The sequence below is a fragment of the Streptomyces sp. NPDC051738 genome, from assembly GCF_044453205.1.
In the GTDB taxonomy this organism is placed as follows: domain Bacteria; phylum Actinomycetota; class Actinomycetes; order Streptomycetales; family Streptomycetaceae; genus Streptomyces.
Map to the genome: position 1 here is coordinate 220,387 of NZ_JBITCM010000007.1, position 25,042 is coordinate 245,428.

Annotated in this window: 21 protein-coding genes; 13 read left to right on the forward strand and 8 right to left on the reverse strand. The window is 71.1% G+C overall.

The window, feature by feature from the left end; all coding sequences use genetic code 11:
* Positions 1–108 precede the first annotated feature (108 nt).
* Together ACIA8X_RS18685 and ACIA8X_RS18690 are read left to right on the forward strand one after the other, a co-directional pair.
* On the forward strand, positions 109–1,635 hold the full coding sequence (locus tag ACIA8X_RS18685) for an NCS1 family nucleobase:cation symporter-1 (RefSeq protein WP_393442682.1): 1,527 nt from the start codon (positions 109–111) through the stop codon (positions 1,633–1,635).
* A gap of 4 nt (positions 1,636–1,639) precedes the next feature.
* Positions 1,640–2,383 (forward strand): aspartate/glutamate racemase family protein, encoded by a 744-nt coding sequence (locus tag ACIA8X_RS18690; RefSeq protein WP_393442683.1) that lies wholly within the window; start codon positions 1,640–1,642, stop codon positions 2,381–2,383.
* Here the strand turns inward: ACIA8X_RS18690 and ACIA8X_RS18695 are convergent.
* Genes ACIA8X_RS18695 through ACIA8X_RS18705 form a run of 3 tightly spaced genes read right to left on the reverse strand, consistent with a single transcriptional unit; the run spans position 2,286 to position 3,456 of the window.
* Positions 2,286–2,756 carry a RidA family protein gene (locus ACIA8X_RS18695; RefSeq protein ID WP_393442684.1) on the reverse strand — a complete coding sequence of 157 codons (471 nt, stop codon included), beginning with the start codon at positions 2,754–2,756 and terminating at the stop codon, positions 2,286–2,288. The genes ACIA8X_RS18690 and ACIA8X_RS18695 overlap by 98 nt on opposite strands.
* A 20-nt stretch (positions 2,757–2,776) precedes the next feature.
* Positions 2,777–3,184 carry a hypothetical protein gene (locus tag ACIA8X_RS18700; RefSeq protein WP_393442686.1) on the reverse strand — a complete coding sequence of 136 codons (408 nt, stop codon included), beginning with the start codon at positions 3,182–3,184 and terminating at the stop codon, positions 2,777–2,779.
* Positions 3,160–3,456, reverse strand: a complete 297-nt coding sequence (locus tag ACIA8X_RS18705) for a hypothetical protein (protein WP_393442688.1) — start codon at positions 3,454–3,456, stop codon at positions 3,160–3,162. The genes ACIA8X_RS18700 and ACIA8X_RS18705 overlap by 25 nt, the downstream gene beginning before the upstream one ends.
* A gap of 107 nt (positions 3,457–3,563) precedes the next feature.
* Here ACIA8X_RS18705 and ACIA8X_RS18710 point away from each other — a divergent pair, with 107 nt between their 5' ends.
* Complete coding sequence (locus tag ACIA8X_RS18710) at positions 3,564–5,126, forward strand: NnrS multi-domain protein (RefSeq protein WP_399458682.1); 1,563 nt, start codon at positions 3,564–3,566, stop codon at positions 5,124–5,126.
* Here ACIA8X_RS18710 and ACIA8X_RS18715 read toward each other — a convergent pair.
* Genes ACIA8X_RS18715 through ACIA8X_RS18725 form a run of 3 tightly spaced genes read right to left on the reverse strand, consistent with a single transcriptional unit; the run spans position 5,123 to position 9,786 of the window.
* Positions 5,123–8,938: a DEAD/DEAH box helicase gene (locus ACIA8X_RS18715; protein ID WP_399458683.1), complete on the reverse strand. Its 3,816-nt coding sequence runs from the start codon at positions 8,936–8,938 to the stop codon at positions 5,123–5,125. The genes ACIA8X_RS18710 and ACIA8X_RS18715 overlap by 4 nt on opposite strands.
* A gap of 44 nt (positions 8,939–8,982) precedes the next feature.
* Entirely contained in the window at positions 8,983–9,174 is a 192-nt protein-coding gene (locus tag ACIA8X_RS18720; protein ID WP_399458684.1) for a hypothetical protein, read from the reverse strand.
* A gap of 3 nt (positions 9,175–9,177) precedes the next feature.
* Positions 9,178–9,786, reverse strand: a complete 609-nt coding sequence (locus tag ACIA8X_RS18725) for a hypothetical protein (protein WP_399458685.1) — start codon at positions 9,784–9,786, stop codon at positions 9,178–9,180.
* Positions 9,787–9,823: 37 nt separating this feature from the next.
* On the opposite strand from ACIA8X_RS18725, the gene ACIA8X_RS18730 reads away from it, so the two are divergent.
* The 5 genes from ACIA8X_RS18730 to ACIA8X_RS18750 all read left to right on the forward strand — a co-directional run bounded on the left by ACIA8X_RS18730 (position 9,824) and on the right by ACIA8X_RS18750 (position 15,842).
* Positions 9,824–11,746: a TIR domain-containing protein gene (locus ACIA8X_RS18730; protein WP_393442696.1), complete on the forward strand. Its 1,923-nt coding sequence runs from the start codon at positions 9,824–9,826 to the stop codon at positions 11,744–11,746.
* A gap of 54 nt (positions 11,747–11,800) precedes the next feature.
* On the forward strand, positions 11,801–12,586 hold the full coding sequence (locus ACIA8X_RS18735) for a nucleotidyltransferase domain-containing protein (RefSeq protein WP_399458686.1): 786 nt from the start codon (positions 11,801–11,803) through the stop codon (positions 12,584–12,586).
* 253 nt (positions 12,587–12,839) lie between these two features.
* Positions 12,840–13,802 (forward strand): serine/threonine-protein kinase, encoded by a 963-nt coding sequence (locus ACIA8X_RS18740; RefSeq protein ID WP_393442700.1) that lies wholly within the window; start codon positions 12,840–12,842, stop codon positions 13,800–13,802.
* A 292-nt stretch (positions 13,803–14,094) separates the two neighbouring features.
* The gene (locus ACIA8X_RS18745) at positions 14,095–15,108 is read left to right on the forward strand and encodes a hypothetical protein (protein WP_399458687.1); all 1,014 of its coding nucleotides are present in this window, start codon (positions 14,095–14,097) and stop codon (positions 15,106–15,108) included.
* A gap of 356 nt (positions 15,109–15,464) precedes the next feature.
* Entirely contained in the window at positions 15,465–15,842 is a 378-nt protein-coding gene (locus ACIA8X_RS18750; RefSeq protein ID WP_393443254.1) for a DUF6777 domain-containing protein, read from the forward strand.
* Here ACIA8X_RS18750 and ACIA8X_RS18755 read toward each other — a convergent pair.
* On the reverse strand, positions 15,747–18,209 hold the full coding sequence (locus tag ACIA8X_RS18755; protein WP_399458688.1) for a SpoIIE family protein phosphatase: 2,463 nt from the start codon (positions 18,207–18,209) through the stop codon (positions 15,747–15,749). The genes ACIA8X_RS18750 and ACIA8X_RS18755 overlap by 96 nt on opposite strands.
* A 257-nt stretch (positions 18,210–18,466) precedes the next feature.
* Here ACIA8X_RS18755 and ACIA8X_RS18760 point away from each other — a divergent pair, with 257 nt between their 5' ends.
* Both ACIA8X_RS18760 and ACIA8X_RS18765 read left to right on the forward strand, forming a co-directional pair.
* Entirely contained in the window at positions 18,467–18,751 is a 285-nt protein-coding gene (locus tag ACIA8X_RS18760) for a response regulator transcription factor (RefSeq protein WP_399458689.1), read from the forward strand.
* A 191-nt stretch (positions 18,752–18,942) separates the two neighbouring features.
* Entirely contained in the window at positions 18,943–20,913 is a 1,971-nt protein-coding gene (locus ACIA8X_RS18765) for an FUSC family protein (RefSeq protein WP_399458690.1), read from the forward strand.
* A gap of 69 nt (positions 20,914–20,982) precedes the next feature.
* Here the strand turns inward: ACIA8X_RS18765 and ACIA8X_RS18770 are convergent, their stop codons facing one another.
* On the reverse strand, positions 20,983–21,936 hold the full coding sequence (locus tag ACIA8X_RS18770; protein ID WP_399458691.1) for an endonuclease/exonuclease/phosphatase family protein: 954 nt from the start codon (positions 21,934–21,936) through the stop codon (positions 20,983–20,985).
* A 128-nt stretch (positions 21,937–22,064) separates the two neighbouring features.
* Here ACIA8X_RS18770 and ACIA8X_RS18775 point away from each other — a divergent pair, with 128 nt between their 5' ends.
* From ACIA8X_RS18775 to ACIA8X_RS18785, 3 genes are all read left to right on the forward strand, one after another.
* Entirely contained in the window at positions 22,065–23,447 is a 1,383-nt protein-coding gene (locus ACIA8X_RS18775) for an amidohydrolase (protein ID WP_399458692.1), read from the forward strand.
* A gap of 117 nt (positions 23,448–23,564) precedes the next feature.
* Positions 23,565–23,780: a hypothetical protein gene (locus ACIA8X_RS18780; RefSeq protein WP_393442714.1), complete on the forward strand. Its 216-nt coding sequence runs from the start codon at positions 23,565–23,567 to the stop codon at positions 23,778–23,780.
* Between the two features lie 25 nt (positions 23,781–23,805).
* Complete coding sequence (locus tag ACIA8X_RS18785) at positions 23,806–24,990, forward strand: cytochrome P450 (protein ID WP_399458693.1); 1,185 nt, start codon at positions 23,806–23,808, stop codon at positions 24,988–24,990.
* Positions 24,991–25,042: the final 52 nt, after the last annotated feature.

Consider the following 25,042-nt stretch of genomic DNA (forward strand, 5'->3'; position numbering starts at 1 on the left):
CGTTAACAAACACGACATCGGTCAGAACGCTTGACGGGGAGACCATGACCGCAGTTTGGTATACCAAACGGCTGCAGTCCTCCACTCCGTCCCCTTCCTGGAGGCCCCGTGTCACTCGCCGACCGTGCCGAAGCCACCGGCACAGCAGCGTTCGTCCCCGATCCCCGGCTCACCAACGAAGACCTCGCCCCCGCGGGCAAGCGCAACTGGAAGGTCTTCGACCTCTTCGCCATGTGGATGTCCGACGTCCACAACCTCGGCAACTACACGTTCGCGGCCGGTCTGCTGGTCCTCGGCATGAACGTGTGGCAGGTCTTCACGTCCCTGCTCGTCGGCTTCGTGATCATCTACATCGGCATGAACTGGATGGGAAAGATCGGCCAGCGCCACGGCGTCCCGTTCCCGGTCGTCAGCCGCATCAGCTTCGGCGTCTGGGGCGCCAACATCCCGGCGCTGATCAGGGCCGTCATCGCCATCATGTGGTACGGCATCCAGACCTACCTGGCGTCCGTCGCCGTCAACATCATGCTGCTGGCCGCCTGGCCGGGCCTGGAATCCTGGACGCACAGCTCCTTCCTGGGTCTGGACGCGCTCGGCTGGGTGTCCTTCCTGGCCCTGTGGCTGCTCCAGGCGTTGATCATCAGCCAGGGCATGGAGTCGGTGCGGAAGTTCCAGGACTTCTGCGGCCCGGCGATCTGGCTGGTGATGATCGCGCTGGCGGTGTGGATCCTCGCCAAGGCGGGCTGGACGATCTCGCTCACCGACACCCCGCACCCCGTGTCCGTCGGCGAGCAGTGGCGGCAGTGGTTCGGCGCGATCGGTCTGATCCTCGCCACGTACGGCACGCTGATGCTCAACTTCTGCGACTTCTCGCGCTTCGCGCCCGACTACCGGACGGTCCGCAAGGGCAACTTCTGGGGCCTGCCCATCAACTCGACGGCGTTCGTGGTCGTCTCGGTGATCGTCACGGCCGGTTCGCTGGAGGTGTTCGGCGAGGCCATCACCGACCCCGCGGAGCTGGTCGCGAAGGTCGGCAACACCTGGGTCCTGGTCATCGGCGCACTGACCTTCGCCATCGCCACCATGGGCGTCAACATCGTCGCCAACTTCGTCTCACCGGCGTACGACCTGGCCAACGTCTGGCCGCAGAAGATCACCTTCAAGGTCGGCGGCATGATCAGCACGGTGGCCGCGCTGGTGGTGACGCCGTGGAACCTCTTCTCGAACCCGACGGTCGTCAACTACTTCCTCGGCGGTCTCGGCGCCTTCCTCGGCCCGCTGTTCGGCGTCATCATGGTCGACTACTACCTGGTCAAGCGCGGCCGCGTGGACGTGAACGAACTGTTCGACGCCACGCCCGGTTCCCGCTACTACTACCGCAAGGGCGTCAACCCCAAGGCGCTGTGGGCGTTCCTGCCGGCGGCGGGGGTCGCGGCGGTGCTGGCGCTGGTGAAGACGTTCAGCGATGTGGCGCCGTACTCATGGTTCATCGGTACGGCGATGGCGGCGGGGCTGTACCTGGTGCTGTGCCGCGATGAGCGCGCCGCGTCAGACATCACGTCCGGTGCCGCGCCCGGCACCGTGCCCGGCACCGACTCCGCCACCGGCTCCGGCTCTGTGACACGGGAGGTCTGAAAACGTGCGGATCGTCGTCACCAACTGCAACACCACGCAGGAGATGACCGAGGAGATCGTACGAGGTGCCCGGGCCGCCGCAGGCCCGGGCACCGCCGTGCTCGGGCTGACCCCCGCGTGGGGACCCGAGTCGGCGGAGGGCTGGCTCGACAGCTACCTCTCGGCGGCGGCGGTCATGGACGCGCTGCGGACATACGAGGGTCCCGCGTACGACGCCGTCGTCATGGCCGGTTTCGGGGAGCACGGGCGGGAGGGCGTCCGGGAGCTGGTGGATGTGCCGGTCGTCGACATCACGGAGGCGGCGGCGCATCTGGCCTGCCTGCTGGGGCGGCGGTACGGGGTCGTGACCACGCTGGGACGGTCGTGCGGGCAGATCGAGGACAGCCTGGAGCTGGCCGGGGTGGGGCGGAACTGCGTCGCCGTGATCGGTACCGGGCTCGGGGTGCTGGAGCTGGAGTCCGGCGAGCGCACGGAATCCGCGTTCCTGGCGGCCGCCGAACGGGCGCGGGACGCGGGTGCCGAGGTGCTGGTGCTGGGGTGCGCCGGGATGACCGGGTTGCAGCGGGCGGTGGGGGAGAAGCTGGGGGTTCCGGTGGTCGACGGGGTGGCAGCGGCCGTCAAACTCGCCGAGTCGCTGGTGGGGTTGGGGCTCACGACGAGCCGGGTCGGGGGGTACGCGAAGCCGTTGGCGAAGCGGCGGGTGTGGGGGGCGTCTCCTGCCCCTCGGGAACGACCGCAGTGGCCGTGATCTCCACCAACTGCCCCGTGTATCCGAGGCAGGCGACCCCGAGAAGCGTCGACGAGTGCGGACCGGTGCTCAGCCCGGACGCCTCGACGACCTCCCAGACGGCGGACAGCACAGCCGTCTCACCGCTCACCACGTACACGTCGGTCGACAGAACATGGGCCAAGTCGCTGCCCACCGCCCGCAGTTGCTCCTCCAGGTTGGCGATCACCTGCCCGGCCTGCCGTACGGGGTCCCCCTCTCCCACGAGGTTCCCGTCGGCGTCGAGGGGCACGGACCCGGCGAGGAACGCGAGCTTCGTGCCGGCCCCGACGACGGAGGCGTGGGAGTAGGTGGGAGGCGGGAAGAGGGCGGGGGAGGTGACGCGGCGGATCATGCGGGCTCCTGAGTGCAGCGCTACGGCGGTACGCCGACGGGGGCGAGGTCGATGGGGCGGCGAGGCCGATACGGTGGCGAGGGGTCACGGTCACCGCCGATCATGCGTGCCCGCACCACCGCTCGCATCCGAATATCCTCGCGCCGGTCGCACGACCGTAAGGCCCTCTGGCGCGACGCAAAGGACGCGGCCGTGTGGCGTCCCGGTGCCGTCGGCGGCCCCCGCCTGGACAGGTCATCCCGGCGATGGCCCACACCCCCGCTCACGCAGCCGTCGTTCGCACTCCCGCGCAGGTCCGGGTACGCCTTGGCGATGGCCGCGTAGATCCGGCGGCGCAGCAGTTCCTCGGCTGCCGCGCGGCCGGTGCGTCCGTACAGCTCGTCGAGGATCTCGTCGCAGCGGGTCAGCCGATGTCGTAGATGGTCCACCTTCCAGCCAGCGCCGTGAGCCGGTCCGAGGCCAGCTGCGGTACGTCGATGGGTTCCGCCGCGATCCGCGTCAGCACCTCCCTCCGCCTGCGCAGAGCTGCCGCCCGCGCGGCGGCCGACCGGCGCGCGGCGGCGGTCGAGGCGCCCCGGAACTCCTCGCTCTGCTCGGCGGCCTCGACGCGCTCGATGCCGTAGAGGCGGGTCTGCGGGGCGGAGCGGAAGTGCGGATGGGAGCGCAACAGATCGGGCTCGCCCAGGAGTTGGCGGATCATCGCGAGCGCGTCGCGAGATCGTGTTGGCGGACCGGCCCCGGACCAGCCCATGGGCGCTGTGGAAGGATCCATCAGCAGTCAGCACACGCCAATGGGGGAGGCACGCGGTGCGTGTCCGGTACGACCAGCGAGCACTGGCACTTGTCGAGGTGCGCGGTGGGCAACGGGATTGGGAGAAGGCCGAGCACGAGTTCACGCAGCGCGGCTGGCCGATCGTCACCTCTTTTGCCCGGGGTGAGGGCCTCTCGGAGGGAGTGCTGACGCCGGACGGGGACTCGCGGTTGTACGGCGTGGAAGTGCACCTGTTCGGCGCGCGGAACAACAGGACCGAGCGGGCGGCGGCCTGGCGGGTTCAGCGTCTCGCGCAGACAGCCAAGATCGAAATGTATGTCAGGCGCTGCGACCTGCTGGATCGCGACCGGGAACAGCTCACCGAGTGGCGGGCCCACACCGTGGCGCACCGTCCACCTCCGCGCCCGCCCCTGCGCGCCCTGGACCCTGCCGCCAGACTGCGCCGGATCTGGGCCGTCCTGCGTACCCGGGTCGCCGAGCGGCGAGGACACCACGACACCGGAACCTATGTGACCGGCACGGCCTCGGAAGCCAGGAGGCTCGCCCGGATGGGCATGCCGACGGGAGCACCGCCCCGGAACGATGTCGACGTAAGGGCCCTGCAGGGACGGGAACGCAGCCACATAGTCCCCAGGCGTGAGGAGGACGGCGGCCGTCAGCGAAACCGGCTCATAGCCTGGTTGCTGGCGATGTCGTTCTGCGCGGTCGTCGCGAACAACCATTCCGGCTTCGGCGTGTGGGTCTGGGGGATCCTCGCCGTGGCCTGCTTCGCCGGCGCGCTGCGGAGCGGTGCCAGGGTCTTCCTTTCCGGCGGGCGCGGGCTGAGTGTCTTCATCGTCTGCGTGACGGCATTGCTCTTTGTGGCGGGCCCTCTGGGCTGGTTCGGTTCCGAGACCGATCCCGTGACGCCGCGGCAGATGCTCGTCTGGATCGCCGTCCTGTTCACTTTGAGAGGCATCTGGCTCCTGGTGCGACAGTGGACCTGGGGTGAGTGGTTGGCTTGGGCGGCCCCTCTGGTGTTCACCGTGGTCGTGTCGTTCGTCGTGGCCTCCGGGTCCGTGCTCCACGCCCTGTATGCCGATGCACTCGGACTCGACCCCGAGGATCTGGATGTGCCGGGGATCTGGCAGGTGATGGCCGCGGGCAAACTGCTCACTTTCCTGAGCCTGGCGCTGTTCGTACCGGCCGCCTGGGGCATAGCCAAGCACGCGCACTCGTCCTTCATCCGCTCGGGCGAGACCATGAACGGTCCGCTGTACGCCGCGGCGCAGGTCATGGTGATCGGGTTGGTCACGCTCCTTGCCATCGACTCGGCGGCCGACGCCGTCAGAGTTGTGAAGACGGCCGCCGAGGAACGCAAGACCGCGCCGCCCTATTTCGGCGTCGCCCCTGAATGGACCTGTGTACAGCCGACGATCGCCACGAAGCAGGTCAACGTTCAGGGCGCCGAACTCCACCCCGCGCGCCCCTACCTGTCGTTCGGAGTGTCCGGAGACGACGTCGTGCTGTGGGACACGACCGCGGCGGCACCGTTCAAGGTGCCCACCGGTCAGGTCCGCCTGCTCCCGGCGAAGGACCCGCGCGAGCCGTGCGACTAGCGCGCCGCCCATATCCGCCGCGGCAGTCGCGCGGGGTCGGCGAGCAGGTCGAAGTAGGGCTCCTTGCGCCAGCTCTCCTGGTGCCCGATGACGAACAGCCGCCGCTTCGCCCTGCTCACCGCAACGTTGAGGAGATTCGGTTTCTCGGCGGCCCAGGCACGGGCATGAGCTCCTTCCCGCGGGTGGGTGCCCAGCACCAGGATGACCACGTCCGACTCCTTGCCCTGCATGGTGTGGACGGTGCCGATGTGGTCCTTCACGAAGGCGGAGACCTGTTTGCGGTACGACTCCGCAGCCGCGCCCGCCGGCACACTGTCGCCCAGACGCATGCCGCGTACGGTCCTCACGCAGCCGGAGACCACGTCGCGGAACGGGCTGAGAATCCGTACCCGGTCCAGGTCGATGCGCCACTCGCGGTGCAGCACGGTGAGCATCCGCTCCAGGGCCGCGCCCTCCTCCGGAACCCATTTGCCGACGGTCTCGCCCGCGACCACGTCCACCCAGCAGCTGAGGGGATAGGCGCAGGAGCGGCATCCGCGTCTGTCCTCGGCCACGCACTCCGGGCAGAACTCCGGCCCGGGGAACGGCTTCTCCGCCGTTCCGTAGACCATCAACCCCTCGTAGGCGATGTCGTTGCTGAGCTCGAACATCGTCCGCTCGCACCGCCGGTGCACACGCAGCGGCGCCCCCACCCAGACCGGGTCGATCTCGCCGTCCGGCTGACGGGACTGCACCGTCGTACCCCACCGGTTGGTCCGGTCCGCGACCCGCTGGGCGGAGGTCACCGAAGGGAGCCACGCCTCGTCGGCGCCGTACGCCTCGCGCAGTCGCTCCTGCACGGACAACGGGAGCGGGACGACGGGCTCCAGTTGCAGCGGATCCCCGACCAGTACGGCGCGCCGGGCACGCCACAGGGCTCCGACCGCTGCCTGGGGAGCCGCCTGGCCGGCCTCGTCTATCAGCACCCAGCCCAACGCGTCCTGGCCGAGCGGACCGAAGAGGCGCCCGCAGGACGCGAACGTGGTGGACACCACCGGCATCACCAGAAACAGCGACTGCCAGACCGCCAGTGCCGCGTCCTGCGGCGCGATCCCGGCGAACACCTCCTTGAGCAGCAGCAGGTTCCGGCGCAGGGTACGGGTATTGGCGACGATGAAGGCACGGTGCAGATTCAGCGCGGCGAGGAACACCCGGGTACGCGCGGCACAGAACTCCTCATCGGACCAGGGTGCGGACAACTCGCGCCGAGTGTCGTCGAGTTGCTCCCAGTCCCCGGGAACGTGCTCACCCCAGTCGGCGCGCGCCTGCTCCACAAGGCGCCGCGCCTCAGCGGCCGCGGCGCGCGCAAGCCGCAGGCGATCGAGCGCGTGCCTGCGGATCTCGACGAGTTCGTCCGACGCACGGTCCGCAGCGAGCGCGTGGTTCCGCGCCGCCCCGCACGCGAGGTACGTCCGCTCCACCTCCGCTTGGAACCAGCGCTCCCTTTCCTGCCACTCCACGAACGCCCGCCCGGTGCCCAGCATGCCCAGCAGACCGCCTGGCCTGCCCCGCGCATGGCTTTCGGCTCCCTCACGTGCGTCCTGGTACGCCGCCGACGCCTGCCGCAGGGCGGCGTACGCGGACTCGACCGCTTCCGCGGCCCGCCCCTCGTCCTGGTGCGCCCGCCGCTCCGCCGACTCCGCGGACACCACCTCCCTGCCGAGCCGCTCGACATCGCGCAGGGCGCGTGCCGCCGTCGCCCGAGCCGCACGCAGGTTCTCCGCGTGCCGCAGCGCACGGTTGAACTCGGCCTTGGCGGCGGCCCAGCCGTCCACTGCTTCGGTGCCCGCCGGTACCGGGGCGGGCCCGCCCCCCTCGTGGCCCGCCTGGTGGGGGAAGCGCACGTCGGCAGGGGGGTCGTACAGCGGTTCACCGCGTTCCAGGCGTTGCAGCAGCGCCTGCATGCCGTTCGACGGCGGGGAACTGTCGGAACCTCCCTGCCGGTTGCCCGCCCGGTTGCGGGAGACTTGCTTGGGTTTCTCGCCCCACCACCAGCGCTCCATGAAGTCCCTGCGCTTCTCGGCTTTGCCGAGCGGCGCGGCGACAGCGCCCCAGGCCGGAGCGCCGCCCAGCAGTGACACGGCCTGGTCGAGAAAGTACGACGCCTCCGAACGCCACTCCTCACCCAGCGCCTCCAGCGCGGGCAGCTCGGTGGTGATGTTCTGCACGGCTCCGTTGTTCGAGGAGGCCACGACGATCTCATGACCGGTGAGGTCGGGCCGGAGCAGGGTCACAGCGCGGCGGGAACCCTCCGAGATCCACTCGACCCGTCCGCTGAACCCGTCCGCCGCCCGCGTGAGCGCCGTCAGACGCACGGCCCGTTCCACCACGATCGCGGCGATCAGGTCCCGGAGCATCGTCGTCTTCCCCGTCCCCGGCGGCCCGTTGACGGAGAACAGTCCGCTGCCGCCGGACAGTTCGGCCGTGATGGTGTTGACCGCGAACTGCTGGCTCAGCGCGAGCGGATGCGCGACCGGAGCCGGCCACCGCCCCAGCGGCGTCACGTCCGGTGCCACACCCTCCAGGACCGCGTCCGAGTGGTCGCGTACGTCGATCCGGTCCCACGTCCGCACGTCTGCGGGGTCGGTCAGGTAGGCGGTCAGTGCCGCCCCGTGGCTGTCCGCTTCCGCGACCCGCTCCAGATCCTCCGGCAGCAGGCTGTTGAGGAACGCCGGATCCGGGTCGGGAAGCGAGCCGTCCTTGCGTCTGCGGACCCGCTGACTGTGGATGCGGATGCTCGCGGGGGACAGCAGATCCTCCACCCCGCGCAGATCGGCCACGTGCGCGGCGAACGCCACCAGGTCGGGCAGCTCCAGCGGTCGCCCGGGCTGCACCTCGGGCTCGGCCTCGTCGGGAGTCCCCTCCGGAGTCCCCTCCGGCGTCACCTGCGGCTGAACGGTGCCGTCCCCGTGGTCGGGTGTCACATCAGGACGCCGGACAGGAGGAGCCGTCCTGGCACCGTCGTCCGTGCGCCGCCGGCCCTGCCCGGCCCGCCTCACGACGGGCCGCAGAGCCCCTGCGACAGCACCGGCCCCGAAATCCCCGATCAACGCACCGAGCGCGCCGACCGCGGCCGAGCCGAGAATCTCCCGCACCAGGCCACGCCAGTCACCCGAGCGGGCACGCGCAGCGCCGCCGGACGGCGTGACCTGGTCCGGGACGAGCGGGACACGATCTGAAACGGGACCTGGGACGGGACCTGGGGCGGGATCTGCGGGTGCGGGGATTCGGAGGTAAGGGATGTGATGCCGGGTGAGCATGCTGATGGCCTGCAGGCACGCGGACTCGGTCTCCTCGAACCCGTCGAGCCAGTCCGGTGCGTACGGCCCCGGATCACGGACGCGTCCGGTCGCCCACGCACACGTAGAGAAGGCCGACGCGCCGTCCAACAGGATGCCGTCGGCGTCCACGGTGATGGAGAAGACCGCGGTCTCGCCCTTCTGCCGCCGGGCACCGGAGTGGTCCTCGCCGTCCGCCCCGAAGTGCCGCTCAAGAGCGTCGCGCACGGCGGACAGCGGGAAGACACCGCCGTAGACCGTGTGGCGCCACACTTCCTTGCGGGTGTCGATCCGCTCGCGCCTGAGCGGATGAGCCGCCTCCCAGGGCAGCGCGGGCCACGGTTCTCCGGGACGGACGTCCACCTGCTGGATCCACTCGCGCTCCGACACCCGGGCTCCGTGCCGGGGAGGGGACGGCAGCTGGGGCGGGCTGAAGAGCTCCACCGCCCGCCAGTACCTGACGACTTCGGCACGCCGTCGCTGCTCCGACCGCATCGGCCCCCCTGTTCTCGTACCCGCGATCACCGAAGTGATCCAATCTAACGGGGCTCGGGAGAGCGGGCGAGGCGTTCCAGCATCGGGAAGAACTCGTCCCCGGCGTCAAGGAGTTGGGGCGGGCTGGTGAGCGAGCTGAGTCCGTGGGCGTGTTGTCGTTCGCGTGTGTGGTCCATGCCGCCGTGGCCGATCCGGCCGAGCAACTCGAAGTCGCCTGGTCGGGCAGAAGCGCTCAACCTTCACTGTGCCCCTGAGCTCCGGGGGGGGGTGCCCGTTCCGGGCGATCGTGGTGCATGCGGTGCCGGAAGGTCGATCAGGTCGCTGACGTTCGCCACTTCCTGCAAGGTTCGCGCCAGCGACACCAGCGTCTCCCGTACGGCCGCGATCTCACGGCGCAGGGCCACGGCGTGCTCCCACTCCCGTTCGTGGACCACGGGATCGCGTCCCGTCGGCCGCTGGGACTCGTAGGCGGTGAGGCGGGGATGCCACTGCGCGAGGAGTGGACGCAGGACGCGGTTGAGGACGGTCACGGCCAGGACACCGAAGCTGACGTGCCCCGGGGCGAGGGGCGGGGCCACGTCGGGGCCGTAGCGGCGCAGGATCTCGCGGGTCGTGTTGAAGAAGGTGTAGAGGGAGGACAGCGCCTCGCGCAGGAAGCCCTCGTCGGGATCGAGTTCCTCGACCGACACGCGCGTGACCAGCTCCAGGTACAGCTCCCAGGCAGCGCTGCGCTCCGCGTCGGCCGGCTCCCACATACCGGATATCTCGCCGACGAACGGGATCGTCAGCTTGGCCGTGATCTGCGACGGGCCGCCCGGCCGACGTCGCCTGCGCTGTCTGTGTCCCATGATCGCCCTCCCGGTACCCACAGTAAGGTAAGTCGCCGTGTGGGACGTCTTCCTCAGCTATAGCCGCGGTGATGTGGAGCGGGTCCGTCCGCTCGTGCGGGCGCTGCGCGACGCCGGGCTCGACGTGTTCACGGACGAGACCGGGGTCGCCTCCTTCGCCGGCATCAGCGACACCATCCGCCGCGAACTGGCCCGCTCCAAGGCGCTGCTGGCGTTCTACTCCACCGGCTACCCCGAACGCGAGGCCTGCCAGTGGGAGCTGACCACGGCCTATCTGGCGGGACTTGGCGAGAGCGACCCGCGGCGACGGGTCATGGTGATCAATCCGGAGCGGACCACGGAGCACATCCACCCCGTGGAGCTGCGCGACGCCCGGCACGCCTCGCTCGACGACCTCGCGGCCCTCGTGGCGGACGTACGCGCGCACGTGACCCGTCTGAACGCCCCCATGCCGATCGCGGAACCCGGCGCACGACGCTGGCTGCTGGGCACCCCGCAGCCGCGCCCCGACTTCCTGGGCCGTCTCTCCGAGCTCTGGCAGGTCCACTCCGCCCTGCACGCCCACGCCGCACCGCTCGTCACCGGGCGCGCAGCCGCGCATGCCGTACAGATCCGCGGCATGGCAGGCATCGGTAAAACCCTGCTGGCGCAGGAGTACGCCCTGCGCTTCGAGGCGGCGTACCCGGGGGGCGTCTGCTGGGTGAGCGGTGAGGCGTACGACGACTCGGTACGCACGCTCGGCACGGACGACCTGTTCGGGTACTTCGACACGATCGGCGAACCGTTCCTCTGGATCGTCGACGCCGTTCCCACCCGCGGGCTCCACGCGCGCGAGATCGCCGCCATGGCCGCACCGCACCCCCTCGGCCACACCCTCTTCACCCTCCGCAGCCGCTCCTACGACAGTCTCGGTACGTCGGTCGACCTGAAACCGTTGGATGCCTCCCACGCGCGCGTGCTGGTCGGCGGCGACGAGGCGCTGGCCGACGCGGTCGACGGCCATCCCCTCGCCCTGGGCCTGCTGGGTCGTGCGGTCGGAGCCGGCCACCACCCCGGCATGCTCTACGACCGGCTGCACGCGCGGGCCAGGTCCCTCCTCGACGCCCTCGCCGACGAGGACATCACGGGCTCCGTCGTACGGGACGTGGACACGGCGGATGCCGCCGACGTCCTGCGCTGCGCCGCCGCCCTCCACCCGCTGCCCCTCACCAGCGACGACGCGGCACACGTTCTCGCCGCCGCCGACCGTGTCCCCCGGATGGTCGCCGGCCGACGTGCGGCCAACGGCGTCCGCGAGCTGCGCGCCCGCAGTCTGCTCATCCCCGTGGCCGACTCACACTGGTCCCTGCATCCCGTGACCCAGCACGCCTGGCACCATCACGACCCGGCCCCCGCCCGCACCGAGGCCCTGCGTCATGCCGCCCTGCGCACCCTGTGCGGCCGCAGCGATGCCCGTGGCCCGGCTACGCTGGCCTTCCCCGGTAGCCGGAGGGAGGCACCCATGTCAGCGCCCAGCGAGTCGGAGCGGATGGCCGCCTACGACATCCAGGTCGAGCTGGTCACCCGGATCGGGGTACAGGAGCTGGCGCCGGGAACGGGGAGCCTGCGCGAAGCGCTTGCGTCCCTGAAGTCCCTGATCGACTTCACGCGCGCGACGCTGCACACATACAGCGTGAACCTGGAGCGAGGCTCGGAAACCGGCGCGCCGACCGTCCAGAACCTCGCGTACACCCTGATCAACGAGACCATTCGCCCATTCACCGGTACATGGCACCCGCGCCTCGCCGCGTACGAGGCCCGCTGCCCGGCCGAGGTGGCCCCGCTCGACCATGAGGCGGCGTGGCCGGAGGCCGACGCGATGAGGGCCGAACTGGCCGCGTTGCGGGAGCCGTTGGTGCGGATCGCGGAAGGGCTGGGGGGTATCTCCGGGGCGGACTTCGGGGTGGCGGCGACGGGGTGAAGCCCCGGGCGCCAATTGCCTGAGCGGGGCAGCGGGGCTACGTACGCTGCATCCATGCCTTCCCTCACCGACCCCGACTTCCTCGCCCTCACCGCCGACCGGCTGGCCGCCCTCCCCGCCGTCCAGGCCGTCGCCCTCGGTGGCTCCCGCGCCCAAGGGACCGAACGGCCCGACAGCGACTGGGACTTGGCGGTCTACTACCGGGGGGCCTTCGACCCCGCCGACCTGCGCGCGGTCGGCTGGGAAGGTGAGGTCTCCGAGGTCGGCGGCTGGGGTGGCGGGGTCTTCAACGGAGGGGCCTGGCTGACCATCGAGGGGCGGCGGGTGGACGTCCACTATCGCGATCTCGATGTCGTCGAGCATGAGCTGGCGGAGGCGGCGCAGGGGCGGTTCCGGGTGGAGCCGTTGCTGTTCCATCTGGCCGGGATTCCCAGCTACCTGGTCGTCGGGGAGCTGGCCATCAACCGCGTACTGCGGGGCGAACTCCCGCGTCCGGCGGCGTATCCGGAGCAGCTGCGCCGCACGGCTCCCGAGCGCTGGTACGGCACCGCCCTGGCCACCCTCGCCTACACCAAGGCCAACCACGTACCGGCCGACCGCCTCACCGAGCTCGCGGGTGCGCTCGCCACGGCAGCCGTGCAGACCGGGCATGCGGTGTTGGCGGCGCGGGGGGAGTGGGTGACGAATGAGAAGCGGTTGCTGGAGCGGGCGGGGCTGCGGAGCGTTGACGGCATCGTCGGGTCTCTGGGTGCCCGCCGCGATCGGGTGGGTCAGGCGGTCGTCGAAGCGGAGGAGCTCTTCGAGCAGGTGATGGAGAGGGTGGCGGCGCCTCGCGGGTGACGTCCGGGCGTTGCGCGAGGGGCGGACGACGTCGGATGCCGATTTCTGGTGCGGCGCGTCCTCGGCGGCGGTCGTGGGCGGCCGCGTTCGTCCGCGCGGAGGGGCGAGTGCGGCGGACTGTCGTCCTGTCGGGATGTGGCCCGTCGAGCGGGAGCGCAGGACAATGGTGAGGAACAGGACACTTGCCGGTTGGGTGATGCGCTGTGGGGCGCCGGTGGCGTGCCGGCCGGTGATGTGCGGATGGGGACATGCGATGGGTGCCGGACTGATCGGGGCGCAGATCGCGGGCTACCAGGTGGAGTGCGAGCTGGGCCGCGGCGGAATGGCCGTGGTGTACCGGGCACGGGATCTGCGGCTGGAACGTACGGTGGCGCTGAAGCTGCTGACCCCGGACATGGTCCGCAACGACACCTTCCGTCGTCGTTTCGCGCACGAGCAGCGGGTGGCCGCGGCGCTCGACCATCCGCACGTCGTGCCGATCTTCGAGGCCGGTGAGGCGGACGGTGTCCTGTACATCGCCATGCGGTACGTCCCGGGGCTGGATCTGCGGGCCCTGCTCGACCGGGAAGGCACCCTGCCGGTCGACACCGCGCTGCGCATCGCCGCACAGGTGGCGTCCGCCCTGGACGCGGCCCATGAGCACGATCTTGTGCACCGGGATGTCAAACCCGGCAATGTGCTGATGGGGCGGGGCACGGACAGTGACCACCCTGAGCATGTCTATCTCACGGATTTCGGGCTGACGAAGAAGTCGCTGTCGTTGACAGGGTTCACGTCCGTGGGTGAATTCGTCGGCACGCTCGACTATGTCGCGCCGGAGCAGATCGCGGGCCGCCCCGTGGACGGCCGGTGCGATCTGTACAGCCTCGCCTGCGTCGTCTACGAGTCCCTCGCGGGCGGGCCGCCCTTCCAGCGCGACGACAGCATGGAGCTGCTGTGGGCCCACCAGTACGATCAGCCGCCCGCCCTGAGCGAGCGGCGGCCGGGTACTCCGTCGGCGATGGACGAGGTCGTGGCCCGGGCTCTGGCCAAGGTCCCCGAAGACCGTTATGACTCCTGCCTGGAATTCGTGGCGGCGTTGCGCGCCGCGGCGCGGGATGCCCGGCCGGCCGCGCATCCGCCGACCTGGGCAGACCTGGCAGACCGGGCAGCTGGGCTGCCCCTTGACCCGCCTCCGTGGGCCCGGCCGGTCTTTGCCCGTCGGCTCGGTCGCTGAGGGGGGACGGGTGGCGTCGTGGGCCGACGCGGGTGTGCGCCCCGCGCCGTGTGGTGTCCCGCGTTTTAGGGCGACGCCCGGCAACTCGGCGTAGAAATCGGCTAGTTGGTGCGTCCTGACCCATTGCCGCCGCCCCCTACCTAACAGATCTGGGTCTGTCAAGTCCCGAGCCCTCGGAACGTGACCTGGCCGGACAAATCACGCCTACTGGAAGTGCAAGACCTCACCGGAACTAACCGGATTAAACGAGGCTCATGGGTGCGAATCAGTGCCTTTCACTTCTGGAGGAATCATGAACTCTACGACCCGCACTCGTGAGGGCGCCCGCCCCAAGCGTCGACTGGCCCTCGCTGCGGTGGCGGTGTCCGCCGCGGTCGCCGGTGGAGGCGTCATCCTGCCGGCCACCGCCGCTACGGCGGCCCCGGCGTCCCCGGCGTCGGCGGCGGAGGTGCTGCCCGAGTACCAGGAAAAGGGGGGCCACGGTGGGGGTAAGGGCAAGAAGACCACCTGCTGGAGCAAGGCTCACAAGAAGAAGGTCAAGGAGCGCAAGGTCCACGGCGAGAAGGTCAAGCCGTGCTCCTGCTGGGCGGTCGGTCAGGAGTTCTATTGGGACTACGAGTACGAGATCTACTACATAGTAATAAAGCATGAAAAGCGGTACTTCTGGGACAGCCATAAGGAATTCAACTACTGGGAGGAGCACCGCCACGACGACTACTGGAAGAACAAGCACAGGGACCATGACTTTTGGGAGGACAAGGACCACTGGAAGGACCACGGCTGGGTGGAGGACAAGCACGACGACAAGCACGACTGGGACGACAAGGACGACCACCACGACGACAAGGACGACCACGACTGGGACGACCACGACGGCAAGCCGGACGATGACCACGACGGCAAGCCGGACGACGGCCAGGAGGAGCCCAAGCCGGTCGAGGAGGCCCCGGCTGAGGAGGAGCCGGTCGAGGAGGAGCCGGTCGAGGAGGAGCCGGTCGAGGAGGCCCCGGTCGAGGAAGCCCCGGCTGAGGAGGAGCCCGTCGAGGAAGCCCCCGTCGAGGAAGCCCCCGTCGAGGAAGCCCCCGTCGAGGAAGCCCCCGTCGAGGAAGCCCCGGCTGAGGAGGCCCCGGTCGTGGAGGCCCCGGCTGAGGAGGTCCCGGTCGTGGAGGCCCCGGTCGAGGAGGCCCCGGCTGAGGAGGCCCCGGCTGAGGAGGCCCCGGTCGAGGAGGCCCCGGCTGAGGAAGCCCCCGCTGAGATCCCTGCTGAGGTCCCTGCTGAGGTCCCGGCTGACGCACTGACCCTCTAAGGCACAGGTGACGAGACCGGGAGGCGGCAAAAACGCCGTCACCCGTTCTCTCCGGGGAAACCGAACGGTGGGCCATGACGCCCACAGCGACGGGGTGAAAGCCATGGCGGCCTTCACCCCGTCTCCGTTGTGAACCTTCCCTCGAATTCCAACCCCCCTCGAAAGGATCCGGCGCTCATGTCCACACAGCTCTGGCAGCGAAACCTCGCCCAGACGGCACACCCGCGCACGGTCGCCCCCTGGTCGGCCCGCACTCTCACACCACCCCACGCGGCACCTGCGCCGCCCCGCCGATCGCCGCACGGCCGGGGCCTTCGCCTCCCGGTCGGCTGCCGTGGTTCGTTGGCTCGGTCGGGATACGGGGTGATCCGGCCCGTCGGCCTGCGCCGAAGAGGTACCGCGGGGCTGTCACCAGCCGTCAGGCCGCCCTGCGAACGGGCACCGCCCTCCTTGCCGACGACAGCGATATGCCGCGGGTGCTCTGCGCTCGCGGCATAACACTGTCGCCGGCCGGGAGGGCGGCAGGCGCACACCGGCGGGTGGGCGGCGCGGCCGGAGCCGTATGCCAGGCTCCCCGGCGTTCAGGCTCCCCGGCGTCCGAGGTCGGAGTGTCTACAGCCCGGGATTCAGTCCAGGATTCACCCCGGGGTGAGGAACTGCTCCGCCCACACGGTCTTGCCGACCGCCTCGTGCCGGGTCCCCCAGCGCTGGGCGAGCTGGGCGACCAGCAGTAGGCCGCGTCCTCCCTCGTCGAAGATCCGGGCGCGGCGCAGGTGCGGGGCGGTGCTGCTGGAGTCGAAGACCTCGCAGATGAGGGTGTTGCCCTCGTGGATCAGACGCAGCCGGACGGGGCCGCGGCCATAACGCAGGGCGTTGGTGACCAGCTCGCTGACGACGAGTTCGGTGACGAACCCGGCCTCTTCCAGCTGCCAGGTGGCCAGCTGGTCGGTGGCCAGTCGGCGGGCCTCGGCGACGACCGTGGGATCGAAGGTCAGCTCCCAGGTGGCGACCCGGTCGGCGCCGAGGCTGCGGGTGCGGGCGACGAGGAGAGCGATGTCGTCGTCCGGTGGATGGGTCAGCATGGCGGCGAGGAGCCGGTCGCAGACGGTGTCCGGCGTCGAGGCGGGGCGGGCGAGGGTGGCGAACATCTTGTCCAGGGCGTCGTCGATGTCATGGTCGCGTATTTCGAGCAGACCGTCGGTGTAGAGGGCGATCAGACTGCCCTCGGCCAGTTCGGTCTCCACGGTCTCGAACGGCAGGCCGCCGAGGCCCAGGGGCGGGCCGGGCGGGACGTCGATGAAGCGCACCGTGCCGTCAGGGGCGACCACGGCGGGCGGGGGATGGCCGGCCCGGGCCAGCGTCAGACGACGGGAGATGGGGTCGTAGACCGCGTACAGGCAGGTCGTGCCGATGCCCGCGACACCCTGCGCGGCCTCCTCGGGCCCGGCCTCCTCGGCGGACAGATGCACCACGAGATCGTCGAGGTGGGTCAGCAGTTCATCAGGTGGCATGTCGACATCGGCCAGGGTGCGTACCGCGGTGCGCACCCGGCCCATGGTCGCCGACGCACGGATGCCATGACCGACCACATCGCCCACCACCAGGGCCACCCGGGAGCCCGACAGCGGGATCACATCGAACCAGTCGCCGCCCACCCCGGCCCGGCCACCGGCCGGCAGATAGCGGGTCGCGACGTCCAGGGCCTGCTGATCGGACAACGTCTGCGGCAGCAGGCTGCGCTGCAGGGTCACGGTGGTGGTGTGCGCCCGACCGCGATGCCGGGCCCGATGGATCCCCTCGGCTGCCGTGCCCGCGAGCTGCTCGCCGAGCCACACATCGTCCATGTCGAAGGGCTCGCGGCGCCGGTGGCGGCCCAGCAGCAACACACCGAGCGCGCCCCCGTGGGCACGCAACGGCACCACCATCACCGAATGCACCCCCGCGCGGCGGATCCACTCGGCCTGAGGATCCTCGTCCGCCCACCGGGCGAGGGCCGGCTCGGCCACGCCGTACGCGGCAGCCCGCCCCTCGGCCAGGCACCGGGTCACCGGCGAGACGGCCGGGTAGCGCAGGGACTCACCGACCGTGACGAGAACGCCGGCGTCGCCGAGGGCGGACCGCACCGCGATACGGCTCAAGCGCACCCGCCCCGCCGACCCGGGCGGCACGACAGCGCCCGCCCCGCCGCCGTACCAGAAGTCGTCCAGCACCTCGACGGCGGCGACGTCCGCCACCGCGGGCACCGCGACCTCGGCCAGTTCCTGCGCCGTGCGTTCGGCGTCCTCGGTGGTGCCGATACGGGCCTGGCCCTGAAGCAGCATCCGCTGCCGCGCCGGATACGCCCCCGCCGTCGGGGGTGCCACCAGACACACCCCGCGCACCTGCCCTTCCGCATCCTTCAGCGGAGCCAGCGACGCGGGCCAGGCGCCTTCCGCACCCACACCCCCCGGACCGATCAGATCCGCGACATGCTGCACCCCACCCCCCTCCAACACCAGCCGCATCCCCGCCTCGGCCCGATCGCTCGACGGATGCGGCGCGAGCTCCGCCAGCCGCCACCCGCTCATCTCCTCCTCGCTGAGCGACAGCGCACCTTCCAGTACGGCGTTCGCGCCCACCAGCCGCAGATCCAGATCAAAGACCCCGACGACGCAGGGCAACTGGCGAAGCACCCACTCCCCGAACACACCACCGCCGGGCAGATCCTCTCCCGGCGTCGACGACGGCCCGCCGGCCGCTCTCGCCATCACGAGCCACTCGGCCGCCGCGCCCCCGGAGGCCCGTCGGTGGGCCAGCAGGCGTTGGTGCAGGCGCCGACCGTCCCGGTGCCGCAACACCGCTGTGCCGCTCCACCCCCGCCGCCCGGTCGCGACCCGCCGCGCCAGCTCCCCGACGTCACCGGCCAGCTCGCCGACGTCACCGGCCAGCAGTCGCGCCGCCGGATGCCCCACCACCTCCGCCGGTCCATAACCCAGGAGCCGCCCGGCCTCCTCGCTCCACCCCGTCACGATGCCCCGCTCATCCACCGTGGCCGTGCACGCCGGCTGAGCGAGGGCATCCGCTCGTGCCCGCTCGCCGGAAGGGGAGGAAGGTTGCGCCATCACCGCTCCTCTGGCCGTTCAGGTACCTGCGGCACCCCTAACCAGCGTGATGCTGAAGCGCGCCGACCACCAATCGGAAGCCCTTACCCGCAGCGACTTTCCCGGCCGGACCAGGCCTGACGGTTGGCGAACTCTTGAGTGGAACTTTGCCTGTGACACGCCTGTGACAACGGGCGGACGCGGCGATGACGTTCTCCAGCCATCGTCTTTACAACGGACATACAGCAGCAATCAGACATTCTCTTCTGCTTTCAAGGGTGCGAGCGGAGACGACCGAGCCGACCGCCGGAGAACACCCCATGAACCTCATCGCCACCCCCACCCTGAACGAAGCCGCCACTCCCACCGAAGCCGCCACTCTCGCCCCCCGCGAACGGGAGACCCTGAGCCACATCGCCGCAGGCCAGACCTACTGCCAAACGGCCCGCGACATGGGGCTCTCCCGGCACACCGTCGACGCCTACCTCCGTCGCATCCGCGCCAAGTTCCAGGTCAACACCACCGCGGAACTCACCCGCCTCGCCATCACCCTCGGCCTGTGAACCGCGATCGCTTCAGGGACGAACGGCGATTGCGTTCATAAAGAACGTGGCTCTGCCAAGCATCGTCACATCCTCGAAATACGGGCGTCCCATCCCCTCCAAGACCTCGACCTACCGTGGGCAGCACAACCCACCGCCCGGCCACCGTCGCCCGAAGGCGCCCGCACCGCCCTCGTCCTGACAGGAGCCCTGTGACCCGCCGCGCGGCCCCGACGTTCACCCTTCCGCCCTGGCTGGCCCACGCCCTGCGCGCCCAGCGCGGCCCGGTCCCCTGGAGCGCGGTCACCCGAGGGGCACTCGCCGCCGGGCCGCTCCTCCTCGCCGCGGTCCTCGTCGACCGCGTCTCCCTCGGTGTCGTCGCCGCCATCGCCGCCATGCTCGCCGGCATCAACGACCGCCCCGGCAGCCGCCGTGTCTCCGTCAAGCGGCTGGGGGTGCCCGCGCTGGCCGGGGCATGCGGGATGTTCGTCGGGACGTACACCGGGGACCACCTCGGGGCCGTACCGCTCACCCTTCTCCTCACCTGCCTGGGGCTCTTCGCCGGCGGCATCAGCGCCGTCGGACCGGTGGCGTCCGGTGCCGGTACGCAGCTTCTCGTCGCGGCCGCCATCGGGGCCGGGATGCCGTTGCCCGAGAGCGGCTGGCAGCGGGTGCTCGCCTATCTCGCCGGTGCCGCCTGGCTGCTCGCGCTGCGGCTCGCGCTGCCCACCCCCGGCTCCCTCGCCGGGGACTTCCGGTTCGACGGGGAGCGGGACGCGGTCGCGGGGGTGTACGACGCCGTCGCCGAGCTGCTCGACGCCGTGGGCACCGACCGCGCCACCGCCCGCCGCGCCGCGCTCACCGCCGCCCTCGACCACGCACAGGACGCCCTCACCGGACCCCGGCTGCGGCGTTACGCCTCCTCGTCAGCCGAGCGGCGGCTGCACGCGCAGTACGCCGCCGCGCTCCCGCTCGCCGAGGCCGCCACCGCCCTCGCCTGGGCCGGGGAGGCCGCCTCCGCCCGCGCTTCCGAGGGCCCCCGACGCCTCGCCGCCGCCGTACGCGACAACACGCACACCGGGCCGCTCCCCGCCCCGTCCCGTTCCGCGCCCGCGCTGCGCGCCCTCGACGACGCCCTGCTGCACGCCGCCGAGGCCTTCGACCGGGGCAAGGGCGACAGCGACCTGCACACCCGGCGCCGTACGGCAAAGGACCTCCTCCGGTCCGTGTTCGGGGCCGGCGGACGGGAGTACGGGCTGCGCGTCGCCCTCTGCTTCGGGGCCAGCGCCGGCATCGCCCAGGCCCTGCACCACGCCCGGTGGTACGGGGAGCACGAGCACTGGTACTGGCTCCCCGCCACCGCCGTCTTCCTCGTCAAGCCCGACCTCGGACCCCTCGCCTCCCGGGTGCTGTGCCGGGCCGCCGGCACCGTGCTGGGAGCGCTCCTCTTCGCCGGGTTCGCGGCCGTGCTGCCCCGGCCGGAAGGGCTCATCGCGCTCGTGGCGCTCAGCGGCGCCCTCATTCCCGTGGCCACCCGGCACTTCGCCGCCCAGACCGCCGTCGTGACCGTCCTCGTGCTCGCCCTGGTGATGGTCGGCGGCGAGCCGCAGGCTTCCCTGAGCCGGATCGGGGAGACGCTGCTGGCCTGCGCGATCGTGCTCGTCGTGGGGCATCTGCCGATGCCGGGGCAGCGGGGCGGTGGCGTACGGGCACGACTCGCCGCGGCGAGCCGCGCCGCGCATGCCTACCTCGCGCACGTGCTGAGCGAGGGCGAGACCGGTGCCGGTGCCGACGCCCGTGTCGAGTCGGATGCCGATCCCGATGCCGACCACGACAGCGACGGCGACCACGCCCCTCAGGGCCACCCGGCCGCCTCCGTCGGCCGCGCCCGCCGCTGGACGCTCCGCCGTGAGGCCTACCGTGCGCTCGCCGAGGCCCGTACCGCCATCGCCCTCGCCTCCGCCGAACTGCCCGCGCTCGCCCGGCACGCGGAGGGCGCGCACGAACTCGCCGACGCTCTGGAGCGGCTCGTCGACACGACCACCGCATGCGCCGTCCACCTCGACGACACCGGCCGGCTCACGCCCCACCACACCCAGCGCCTCGCCGAACTCCTCGACGAACTGGCGACGGGACGGCAGCGCATGGGGCTGCACCAGCCCGAGCTGCCCATCGCCGTGTGAGGCTCCGCCTCAGTCTTCTCAGCGCCTACGTCCCCTCAGTCCCCACGTCCCCTCAGTCCCCGCGTCCCCTCAGCCCTCGACCCGCACCCAAACCGGCGCGTGATCCGACCCCGCCGCACCCCGCCGCTCCTGCGGATCCGCCCCCACCGACGGCAGCTCCGGCGAACCGGCCCCCGGCAGCCCGGTCCCCGCCGACGTCACCCGGTGGACCAGGCGGTGGCTGCACAGGACGTGGTCGATCAGCTCACGCCGCCCGGAGTTCACCCGCGAGAACCGCTGCTCGGCGGGGATCAGCGGCGCCACGTTCCACAGGCGGCCCGCGTCACCCTTGTCGGCCGTCTCGAAGCCCGGTGTGCCGATCTCCGAGCCGGGCGGGCCCGGCAGGATCTGGGTGGTCGCCGCCTGGACCTCGTCGTTCAGGTCGCCGACGACCGCGACGGCATGCTCACGTCCGTCACCGGCCAGCAGCGCATCGGCCAGCCCGCGCAGCGCGGTCGCCTCCGCGGCCCGACGGTAGAGGGCGTACGCGCCGTAGCGGGCCCGTTCGCCCTCGTCGCGGGGGAAGAAACGACCGTTCGGATACGTCAGCAGCTTCGACTTCAGATGCGCCACCGCCACCCGCAGCGGCCCGGCCTCCGACTCCGTCTCCACCGCCAGGAACCCCCGGCCCGCCTCCGCCGCCGTACCGCCCGCGTCGTCCGCCTGCACCGGGACCAGCTTCGCCGGGAACGCCTGCGTGTCGTGCAGCACCCTGAGTTCCGTACGGCTGAGGAAGCCGACCCGGATGCCCCGCCCGTCCGCGTGCTCGGAGAGCGCGACATGCCAGTCGCCGCCCAGCATCCCGACCAGGTCCCGCAGCGCCTCCGGCTCCCCGACCTCCTGGACGCCGAGCAGCGCCGGGTCGAGCGCGGTCACGACCTCCGCAAGCGCGCCGAGCTTCGTCTCGTACGCGGCCTTGTCCTTGGGGCCGAACTCGCCGCCGGGCCGGTACAGGTTCTCCAGGTTCCAGGTGCCGAGGAGCATGCCGGGCCTCTTTCCGCGAGCCGTCGTGGTGAGGCCAGCGTGCTAGGCCGGCCCGCCTCGCGACAGAGCGGTGACGGGATGCGCGGTTCGGCTCACGCGGCGCGACCACACCGTCGTACGTTGGCGTAATGAGTGACTCTCCCGCCGATCTCATCATCACCGGATGCACCGTTCTCCGGCACGACGATCAAGAGCGCATCACGTTCGAGGAGAACGCGACGATCGTCGTACGAGACGGAGTCATCGAGTCCGTCACCACCGGCCCGGCGGCATCCGTGGCCGAGAGGGAAGCCGCAGCCAGGATCGAAGCCGAAGCCGGACAACGCATCGATGCGGGAGGGCAGTTGGCCCTCCCGGGGCTCATCAACTGCCACACCCATGCCCCCATGGTCGCCCTGCGCGGGGTCGCCGAGGACCTGCCGACCGAGGAGTGGTTCAACGACGTCGTCTGGCCCGTCGAGTCCAACCTCACCGAGAAGGACGTGGAGTTGGGCGCCCGGCTCGCCTGCGCAGAGATGATCCGGGGCGGCGTCACCTGCTTCGCCGACCACTACTTCTCGATGGACGCCGTCGCCGCGGTGGTAGCGGAGTGCGGCATCCGTGCCCACCTCGGCGAGGCCTACTTCTCCTCCCAGGGCCCTCAAGGGCGGGAGAAGTCGCTGGAGTTCGCGCTACGGCAGCGCGGCGCCGCCGACGGCCGGATCACCACCGCCCTCGCCCCGCACGCCCCCTACACCGTCGACGACGCCGACCTCGCCGCCACCGCCGAACTCGCCCGCGAGCACGGCCTCCCCGTCCACCTGCACGCCTCCGAGAACCGCGACCAGGCCGAGACGAGCCTCGCCCGGCACGGCGTCACCCCCATCGAGGTCCTGCGGCGCACCGGAATCCTCGACACCGACGTCCTCATCGCACACGGCACGGGCATCCTCGACCGCGACCTGCCCGTGCTCCGTGACGCCACCGGCCGTGTCGCCGTCGCCACCGCGCCCCGCGGCTACCTCAAGTTCGCCTGGCCCACCACCACACCCGTACGCGCCCTGCACGACCTCGGCATCCCCGTCGGCCTCGCCACGGACGGCGCCGCCTCCAACAACTCCCTCGACGTATGGGAGTCGATGGCCCTCACCGCCCTCATCCAGAAGTCGACCACCGGCGACCCCCGCTGGCTGACATCCCGTCAGGCCCTGCATCACGCCACGCTCCAGAGCGCCCGCGCGGTCGGGCTCGCGGAGTCGGTCGGCAGCATCGCCCCCGGCCGCCGCGCCGACATCATCCTGGTCGACCTCACCGGCCCACACACCCAGCCCATCAACGACCTCGCCGCCACCCTCGTACACAGCGCCCGCTCCTCCGACGTCCGCACGACGATCGTCGACGGCCGGGTCCTGATGCGCGACCGGGAGCTGCTGACGATCGATGTGCCGGCGGTTGTACGGGAGTTGGAGGAGCGCATGCCGGCACTGCTCGACCGGAGCCATGGCAAGCGGGTCCAGGAATACAACACCTGAAAACCGGCCTCGGAGAAGCGCTATGGCGCCAACCGCGGGCAACTGATCGGTCGACCAGGGTGGTTTCACGCTACACATGAAAGCCGGAACGTACCTGTCGACGGGAGGGCCGGCCGGGTGGAGCTGACGATCAATGTGGCGGTACTGCTCGCTGTCATCATCGTTCTGCGACTGCGTCGACGCACTCAGGCGCGGAGCCGGAACGACGAGCAGCTGACCGTGGCCATCGTGTTGGTGTTCGGCATCCTGGTCGCTCCGACCGCCTTCGGCCAGGGAGTCGTGGACGTCGTCGGCCAACTCGCCCAGGGCGTGACGCAGTCGGGCAGTCCGTGATCTCCCCGGCACTAGGCTGATCCGCATGGATCCCGCCGACGGTCTCCTCGACCACCCCCACGACGTGAACCGGCGCCTGCGTGACACCGCTCCGGTGCACCGCATCGCCGGCACGGACGGCAATCCCGCCTGGCTCGTCACCCGGTACGAGGATGTGCGCGAGGCTCTCACCGATGCACGGCTCTCCGTGGACAAGAGGCATGCGAAGGAGGGCAACTACAAGGGCCTCGCCCTGCCGCCGGCCCTCGACGCCAACCTCCTCAACATGGAACCGCCCGACCACACCCGCATCCGCCGGCTGGTGGTCCGCGCCTTCAACCCGCGCCGTGTCGAACAACTCCGTGCGCCGATCCGGCAGACCGCCGACCGCCTCCTCGACGCGCTCGGCCCGCACGGCACCGCGGACCTGGTCGCCGCCTACGCGGCGCCGTTGCCGATCACCGTCATCTGCGACCTCCTCGGCGTCCCCGACCGGCACCGACATGACTTCCGGGCGTGGACCGACACACTCGTCGCTCCCGACCCCGCCCGTCCGAAAGCGGCCGGAGAAGCGGTCGCGGCGATGCTCGGCTTCTTCACCGAACTCCTGGCGGACAAGCGCGCGGAGCCCGCCGACGACCTGCTCTCGGACCTCATCGCCGTACGCGACACCGACGGCGACCGGCTCGGCGAGGACGAGTTGATGTCCCTAGCCTTCCTCATCCTGTTCGCGGGCTACGAGAACACCGTGCAGCTCATCGGGAACGCGGTGCTCGCCCTGCTCGAGCACCCGGAACAGCTCTCCGCCCTGCGCGAGGACCCGTCCCGGATCCCCGCCGCCGTCGAGGAGTTCGCCCGCTACGACGGCCCCGCCCTGCTCGCCATCCGCCGTTTCCCCACCGAGGACGTGACCATCGGCGGTGTCACCGTCCCGGCCGGCGAGACCGTCCTGCTCTCCCTCTCCGCCGCCAACCGCGACCCGGCCCGCTTCCCCGACCCCGACCGCCTCGACCTGGCCCGCGACGCCTCCGGACACCTCGCCCTCGGGCACGGCATCCACTACTGCCTCGGCGCCCCGCTGGCCCGCGCCGAGACGGAGATCGCCCTGGTCGCGCTGCTGGAACGGTTCCCGGAACTCGCCCTCGCCGAGGGCGACCCGCGGTGGCGTCGCTCGCTACGCGCGCGTGGGCTGCTCGCGCTGCCGGTGACGTACGCCGAGAAAAACTCCTGAAGTTCTCCGGCCGCGGCGATGAGTTCCGCCCCGCCCGCCGGTCACCACCCGG